We start from the raw sequence: 7,162 nt of genomic DNA, 5'->3' as shown, positions 1-7,162 counted from the left end.
GCGCCGCGCATCATGGGCTTTGGCCCCGCCCCGGCCGTGCGCAAGGTGCTGGCCAAGGCCGGCTTGACGCTCGATCAGATGGATGTGATTGAACTGAATGAAGCCTTTGCGGCCCAGGGTCTGGCGGTATTGCGCGACCTTGGCCTGGCGGACGACGAAGCGCGGGTGAATCCAAATGGGGGTGCGATTGCCATGGGACATCCCCTGGGCATGAGCGGCGCCCGTCTGGTGACGACGGCTAGTTACGAGCTGGCGCGGCGTGGTGGGCGCTATGCGCTGTGCACCATGTGCATCGGTGTCGGGCAGGGCATCGCCCTGATTATTGAGCGTATTTAAAACGGACTACAACGGAGACAACACCATGAAATTCAAACTGAAAACCCTCGCCCTCGGTGCCACTTTGGCTGTTGGCGCCTTGAGCGCCCATGCCGCGGAGCCCATCAAGATCGGCTCCATTCTTTCTGTCACCGGTCCGGCCGCTTTCCTGGGCGACCCTGAGCTCAAAACGCTGCAGCTCTACGTTGAAGAGTTGAACAAAAAAGGCGGCGTGCTGGGCCGTCAGCTGCAACTGGTGCACTACGATGATGGCAGCGACGCCAACAAGGCCAACGGTTTTGCCAAGCGCCTGATTGATGATGACAAGGTCGATATCCTGATCGGCGGCACGACCACCGGCGCCACCATGTCGGTGGTGCCCCTGGCTGAAAAAGCCAACATTCCCTTCATCTCCCTGGCGGGCGCCGTGGTGATTGTCGAGCCGGTCAAGAAATGGGTCTTCAAGACGCCGCACACAGACCGCATGGCGGCTGAAAAAGTGTTCGAGGACATGAAGAAACGTAGCATCACCAAGGTGGCGCTGCTGTCTGAAACCAGCGGTTTCGGCCAATCCGGCAAGAAGGAAACCGAGGGCGTCGCTGCCAAGTACGGCATCACCCTGGTCGCCAACGAAACCTACGGACCGAAGGACACCGACATCAGCCCGCAGCTGACGAAGATTAAAAACGCCCCGGGCGTGCAGGCCGTGTTCGTGTTCGGTCTGGGTCAAGGTCCAGCCATCGTCACCAAAAACTACAAGCAGCTCGGCATCACGCTGCCGCTGTACCAGTCGCATGGGGTTGCTTCTGACGACTTCCTGAAGCTGGCCGGCCCGGCAGCCGAAGGTGTGCGCCTGCCTTCGCCAGCGCAGCTGATCCCCGGGAAACTCGCGGCCAACGATCCGCAAAAGCCAGTGGTCGTGGCCTACGAGTTGGCCTACAAGACCCGCTACAAGCAGGATGTTTCGACCTTCGGCGGCTATGCCTACGACGGCCTGATGATTGCCGTCGATGCGATCAAGCGCGCCGGGAGCACGGACAAGGCCAAAGTGCGCGACGCCATCGAGGCGACCAAAGGCTATGTGGGGTCGAGCGGCAACGTCACGATGTCGCCCACCGACCACATGGGCCTTGATCTGACGTCCTTCCGCATGCTGGAAATCAAGGGCGGCGACTGGACGATCGCCAACTAAGGCCAAGACAAAAAATCGGCCGCCTTCGGGCGGTGATACAGGCTGGAGCAGAGCACCCTATGTACGAAACCCTTGAAATTGAACGTCACGGCCCGGTCGCCACGATCTGGATGAATCGTCCGGAAGTCTTCAACGCTTTCAACGAGCAACTGATTGGGGACCTGACCGATGCCTGTTCCGTGCTTGACGCCGACCTGTCGGTACGCGTGGTCGTTCTGGCCGGGCGGGGCCGTCATTTTTCAGCCGGGGCCGATCTCAACTGGATGAAGCGCGCATCCGCTTACGGCGAGGCCGAAAACCTGGAGGATTCGCGCCGTTTTGCGCGCATGCTGCATGCGCTGTCCGAGATGTCCAAGCCGACTATCGCCCGGGTCCAGGGTGCGGCGCTGGGGGGCGGCACGGGTCTGGCCGCGGCCTGCGACATGGCGGTGGCGTCCGCTGATGCCCTGTTTTCCACGTCAGAGGTGAAGTTCGGAATTATTCCTTCGGTCATCAGCCCCTACGTGCTGCGCGCCATCGGGCCCCGCCATGCGCTGCGCTATTTCCAGAGCGCAGAGCGGATTTCCGCCGACAGGGCGCTGCAGATCGGGCTGGTCAACGAGGTGACGACTGTGGATGCGCTGGATGCGGGCATTGCTGCGCTGGCGAATGCGCTGATTGCTGGGGCGCCGCAGGCCCAGAAGGCGGCCAAGGATCTGATTGCCTCGGTCAACGGCCGCGCCATCGACGATGTCGTGATCGAGGAAACCGCGCAACGCATTGCCCGGCAGCGCGCCACGGATGAAGCCCGGGATGGCATTGCTGCTTTCCTTGAGAAACGCACCCCGGCATGGCTTCTTTAACCAGAACGAGACAGCGCAGCGAAGGCTGATGCCACCTTTTTTGTCACCCCACAGGAGATAAGTCACTATGTATACCCAATCATTCAACGTGCCGGACAGTGCCGGCCTGAAGTCGGTGCCACAGGCCCCTTCCACGGAAAACCTGGAATTTCAGGCGCGCTTTGACAGCAAGGTCGATGCGGACGGCAAGATCGAGCCGCAGGACTGGATGCCGGACGCCTACCGCAAAACGCTGGTGCGCCAGATCAGCCAGCACGCGCACAGCGAAATCGTGGGCATGCTGCCCGAAGGCAACTGGATCAGCCGCGCGCCCAGCCTCAAGCGCAAGGCCATCCTGATTGCCAAGGTGCAGGACGAGGGCGGGCACGGCTTGTACCTGTACAGCGCCGCTGAAACGCTGGGCACCAGCCGCGACCAGATGCTCGAAGGCCTGCACAGCGGCAAGGCCAAATACAGCTCCATCTTCAACTACCCGACGCTCAACTGGGCCGATGTGGGCGTGGTGGGCTGGCTGGTGGACGGCGCCGCCATCATGAACCAGATCCCGCTGTGCCGCTGCAGCTACGGCCCCTATGCGCGCGCCATGATCCGCGTGTGCAAGGAAGAATCCTTCCACCAGCGCCAGGGCTATGAAGCCCTGCTGGTGATGATGCAGGGCACCGCCGAGCAAAAAGCCATGGTGCAGGATGCCGTGAACCGCTGGTGGTGGAAATGCCTGGCCATGTTTGGCCCGCCAGATGCCGACAGCCCGCACAGCGCACAGGCCATGCGCTGGGGCATCAAGCGCATTTCCAACGACGACCTGCGCCAGAAATTTGTCGATGCCACCGTGCCGCAAGCCAAGGTCCTCGGCGTGACGCTGCCCGACCCCGACCTGAAGTGGAACGAGGAACGCCAGCACCATGACTACGGGCAAATTGACTGGGACGAGTTCTGGGCCACCGTGAACGGCAGCGGCCCCTGCAACAAAGAGCGCCTGGCCACGCGCGTCAAGGCACACAACGATGGCCAGTGGGTGCGCGATGCCGCGCTGGCCTATTCCCGCAAACAGCAAACACACGCCACCAAGGAAGCAGCATGAGCACACCCGCATTGAAAGAATGGCCCCTCTGGGAAGTTTTTGTCCGCAGCAAGCAAGGCCTGGAGCACAAGCATTGCGGCAGCCTGCACGCCGCTGATGCCCAGCAGGCGCTGCAGATGGCGCGCGATGTGTATACCCGCCGCCAGGAAGGCGTGAGCATCTGGGTGCTGCCTTCGGCCAGCATCACGGCCAGCGCGCCAGATGACAAGGACTCGATGTTCGAGCCCGCGGCCGACAAGATCTACCGCCACCCCACCTTCTACGAAATCCCGGACGAAGTGGGGCACATGTAATGGCAGCGCACACCGACTACCTGCTGCATCTGGCCGACAACGCCCTGATTTTGGGGCAGCGCAACGCCGAATGGTGCGGCCACGGCCCGATTCTTGAAGAAGACCTGGCACTGGCCAACAACAGTCTGGACCTGATTGGCCAGGCGCGCCTGCTGTACCAGCACGTTGCGGCCCTGCGCAACGATGGACGCACCACTGAAGACCTGCTGGCCTACTTTCGCGACGTGCCGGATTTTCGTAACTACACCCTGCTGGAGTTGCCCCACAGCACGGCGCTGGCCCCCACCGCGGCGGCTGACCGCGACTATGCCGTCACCATTGCGCGCAACTTCCTCTACAGCGCCCTGATGGTGCTGACGTGGGACGGGCTCAAGGCGTCCAAGGACGCGCAGCTGGCCGCGATTGCCGCCAAGTCGCTCAAGGAAACGCAATACCACCTGCGCCATTCGCGCGACTGGCTGCTGCGCATGGGCGATGGCACCGACGAGTCGCATGCGCGCGCGCAGGCGGCCCTGGACCATTTGATGCCCTACACCCAGGAGTTCTGGTCGCCCAGCGTGATGGAAACGTCCGCCGTGGATGCCGGCGTGGGCATCGCCACGGCCAGCCTGCAAGCGGCCTGGAACGAAGTCGTCAATGACACGCTGGCCCAGGCCACGCTCAAGCGCTCCAGCACCGACGGCCATGTCTCCACCGGGAAGCAGTGCCTGCATTCCGAGCACCTGGGTTTTGTGCTGGCCGAGATGCAAAGCCTGGCCCGGGCGCATCCCGAAGCGGTCTGGTAAACCCCATGCACGCCATGCCATTACCGGACGGTCCCATCGCTGAAAAGCAGCCGTCCGAGCCGTTCCACGCGGTGTGGGCTCTGCTGGAGTCGGTGACCGACCCGGAAATTCCGGTCGTGTCGCTGCGCGAAATGGGCATCTTGCGGGCTGTGCGGGAAGGCCCGCAGGGGCTGGAGGTGGTGATCACCCCCACCTACAGTGGCTGCCCGGCCATGAGCCAGATGGAAGACGACGTGATCGCGGCACTGGCGCAAGCCGGCGTGTCCGCCCGCGTGGTCACCCTGCTGGCGCCCGCCTGGTCCACCGACTGGATGACGCCCGAGGCCAGGGTCAAACTCAAGGCCTATGGCATTGCCCCGCCACAGGCGAGCAGCTGCGCCAACCAGGGTGCCAACGTGGTGCAGTTCGCGGCCAGAAAAATAGCCGACTACGCACAGCCGGCGGTCGTTTGCCCGCAATGCGGATCAGACAACACCACAGAAACTTCGCATTTTGGTTCCACGGCTTGCAAGGCGCTGTATCGCTGCCTCAATTGCATGGAACCGTTTGATTACTTCAAACCCTATTGAGCGCACCTGCGTCCCCACCATGTCAACCATCCCCCGTTTTCACGACCTCCACATCGTGCGCGTCAGCCCCGAAGCCGCAGGGTCTGTCGCCATCACGCTGGCCATTCCGCAAAATCTGCGTGAATTATTTTCCTTCCAGCCAGGCCAGTACCTGACGCTGCGCGCCACCATCAAAGGCGCCGATGTGCGGCGCAGCTACTCGATCTGCAGCACCCGTCGCCAATTCAATGAACAGCATGAAGTGGTGGTGGGCATCCGGCCCATGGAGGGCGGCGTATTTTCCAACTGGGCGGCAAAGGAACTCAAAGAGGGCGACACGCTGGCCGTCATGCCGCCAGACGGGCGCTTTGTGTCCAGACGCCCAAGAGCGCTGCACCGTGTCGGTTTTGCGGCCGGCTCAGGCATCACGCCGATTTTGTCCATCATGGCGAGCACGCTGCAAGAGCAGCCAGAGTCGAAGTTCACCCTCGTCTACGGCAACCGCAGCATGGCCAGCGTGATGTTCAACGAAGCCCTGCAGGACATGAAGGACCTCTACCCCGATCGCCTCACGCTGATCCATATCCTCTCGCGCCAGGCGCAGGAGTCCGACCTGCTGCAAGGGCGCATCGACGGCGACAAGATTCGCGCCATCATCGACGCGCTGCTGCCTGTGGGCAGCATGGATGAAGTTTTCATTTGCGGCCCTGAAGCCATGATCGAAGCGACAGAAGCCGCCTTGCTTGCTGCGGGTGTGCCGCCCGGCAGCGTGCACAGCGAACGCTTCACCTCGCCGACACTGGAAGAGCTCACGCCGGCTGCCCGGCAGGCCGCCGTGGCGAGCCACAAACTGCCGGTCGTTGGAAAGATTGCGCTGACGGTGGTGCTGGACGGAAAATCGCATGAATTGAACATGGCGTCTGATCAGCATGTGCTGGATGTGGCGCTTGCTGCGGGTCTGGACTTGCCTTATTCCTGCAAAGGGGGCGTGTGCTCCACCTGCCGGGTCAAGGTGATGAACGGCAGCGTCCACATGGACAAGAATTTCGGGCTGGAAAAGTGGGAGACGGAAAAAGGCTTTGTGCTTTCCTGCCAATCCCGTCCGACCAGCAACCAGTTAACCGTGAGCTTTGACGAACGCTGAGCGCCAAGCGCTGTTGCCTGTGCTGGCGCGAAAGCGGCAGACACGGGCTTTCCGAATGCCTAACCCATCATCATCATGACCAAGATTATTCAAAGTTACATTGCCGGCCGCTGGATCGGCGAGCAAGGCGCCCAGACCCTGCGCAGCGCGATCAACGGCCGTCCGGTAGCCCAGACCCACGCCGAGGCCATTGATTTTGGCGAGGCCGTCGCGCACGCGCGCCGTGTCGGATTGCCTGCCCTCATGGCGCTGGACTTCCAGCAGCGCGCCGAGCGTTTGAAGGCCTTGGCCAAGTATCTGATGGCGCACAAGGAGCTGCTCTACCCCGTCTCTGCCCACACAGGCGCTACGCGCGCTGACAGCTGGATCGACATCGAAGGTGGTGCCGGTACGCTGTTTGCATTTGCAAGCATCGGCAGCAACGAACTTCCTTCGGGCAACATCGTTCACGAAGGTCCGGCAATTCCCCTGGGGAAACTGGGCGGCTTTTCGGGCACCCACATTCTGGTGCCGCGCGGGGGTGTGGCCGTCCACATCAACGCTTTCAATTTTCCGGTTTGGGGCTTGCTGGAGAAATTCGCCCCCAGCTTTCTGGCGGGGATGCCCTGCATTGGCAAGCCTGCGACGGCCACCAGTTACGTGACCGAAGCCGCCATGCGCCTGATTGTGGCGTCAGGCATCCTGCCGGAGGGGAGCTTGCAGCTGGTGATCGGTGGTGTCGGTGACTTGCTGGAGCGACTCAATGGCGCCGATGTCGTTACATTTACCGGTTCCGCGGACACCGCAGCGAAACTGCGGGTGCATCCGAACCTGGTGCGCCACAGCATTCCATTCAACGCCGAGGCCGATTCACTGAACTGCGCGATCCTGGCGCCTGACGTGACACCCGATGATGAAGAGTTTGATCTCTTTGTGAAAGAGGTGGCGCGCGAGATGACGACCAAGGCGGGGCAAAAATGCAC

The 7,162-nt window shown here is 62.1% G+C and carries 8 protein-coding genes and 1 pseudogene; all 9 read left to right on the top strand.

All coding sequences use genetic code 11. From position 1 onward, the window contains the following. Positions 1 to 336 (top strand): annotated as a pseudogene (locus tag IV091_RS16355) (3-oxoadipyl-CoA thiolase); the annotation flags it as partial. 25 nt (positions 337 to 361) lie between these two features. Further along, positions 362 to 1,507: an ABC transporter substrate-binding protein gene (locus IV091_RS16350; protein ID WP_293470318.1), complete on the top strand. Its 1,146-nt coding sequence runs from the start codon at positions 362 to 364 to the stop codon at positions 1,505 to 1,507. Between the two features lie 59 nt (positions 1,508 to 1,566). Continuing rightward, entirely contained in the window at positions 1,567 to 2,349 is a 783-nt protein-coding gene (locus IV091_RS16345) for an enoyl-CoA hydratase/isomerase family protein (protein ID WP_293470317.1), read from the top strand. Positions 2,350 to 2,416: 67 nt separating this feature from the next. Continuing rightward, a complete protein-coding gene (gene paaA / locus IV091_RS16340) occupies positions 2,417 to 3,430 on the top strand; it encodes a 1,2-phenylacetyl-CoA epoxidase subunit PaaA (RefSeq protein WP_293470316.1) in 1,014 nt (337 codons plus the stop codon). Beyond that, complete coding sequence (paaB, locus tag IV091_RS16335; RefSeq protein WP_293470315.1) at positions 3,427 to 3,723, top strand: 1,2-phenylacetyl-CoA epoxidase subunit PaaB; 297 nt, start codon at positions 3,427 to 3,429, stop codon at positions 3,721 to 3,723. Before paaA ends, paaB begins: the two co-directional genes overlap by 4 nt. Further along, positions 3,723 to 4,508, top strand: coding sequence for a 1,2-phenylacetyl-CoA epoxidase subunit PaaC (gene paaC / locus IV091_RS16330; protein WP_293470314.1), 786 nt, complete (start codon positions 3,723 to 3,725; stop codon positions 4,506 to 4,508). Before paaB ends, paaC begins: the two co-directional genes overlap by 1 nt. A gap of 14 nt (positions 4,509 to 4,522) precedes the next feature. Next, positions 4,523 to 5,077, top strand: coding sequence for a 1,2-phenylacetyl-CoA epoxidase subunit PaaD (gene paaD / locus IV091_RS16325; RefSeq protein WP_293470313.1), 555 nt, complete (start codon positions 4,523 to 4,525; stop codon positions 5,075 to 5,077). A 19-nt stretch (positions 5,078 to 5,096) separates the two neighbouring features. After that, positions 5,097 to 6,200, top strand: coding sequence for a 2Fe-2S iron-sulfur cluster-binding protein (locus IV091_RS16320; RefSeq protein WP_293470312.1), 1,104 nt, complete (start codon positions 5,097 to 5,099; stop codon positions 6,198 to 6,200). Positions 6,201 to 6,275: 75 nt separating this feature from the next. Next, the coding region (locus tag IV091_RS16315; protein ID WP_293470331.1) for an aldehyde dehydrogenase family protein at positions 6,276 to 7,162 on the top strand (887 nt) is incomplete at its 3' end.

Source organism: Polaromonas sp., from assembly GCF_018780625.1.
Taxonomy (GTDB): Bacteria; Pseudomonadota; Gammaproteobacteria; order Burkholderiales; family Burkholderiaceae_C; genus Polaromonas.
This window is presented reverse-complemented; position numbering and strand designations above follow the sequence as displayed.

What these genes read in the sequence shown, in the direction of transcription:
- IV091_RS16350 (WP_293470318.1), top strand. Translation starts at nt 362, where the DNA reads ATGAAATTCAAACTGAAAACCCTCGCCCTCGGTGCCACTTTGGCTGTT.
- IV091_RS16345 (WP_293470317.1), top strand. Translation starts at nt 1,567, where the DNA reads ATGTACGAAACCCTTGAAATTGAACGTCACGGCCCGGTCGCCACGATC.
- paaA (WP_293470316.1), top strand. Translation starts at nt 2,417, where the DNA reads ATGTATACCCAATCATTCAACGTGCCGGACAGTGCCGGCCTGAAGTCG.
- paaB (WP_293470315.1), top strand. Translation starts at nt 3,427, where the DNA reads ATGAGCACACCCGCATTGAAAGAATGGCCCCTCTGGGAAGTTTTTGTC.
- paaC (WP_293470314.1), top strand. Translation starts at nt 3,723, where the DNA reads ATGGCAGCGCACACCGACTACCTGCTGCATCTGGCCGACAACGCCCTG.
- paaD (WP_293470313.1), top strand. Translation starts at nt 4,523, where the DNA reads ATGCCATTACCGGACGGTCCCATCGCTGAAAAGCAGCCGTCCGAGCCG.
- IV091_RS16320 (WP_293470312.1), top strand. Translation starts at nt 5,097, where the DNA reads ATGTCAACCATCCCCCGTTTTCACGACCTCCACATCGTGCGCGTCAGC.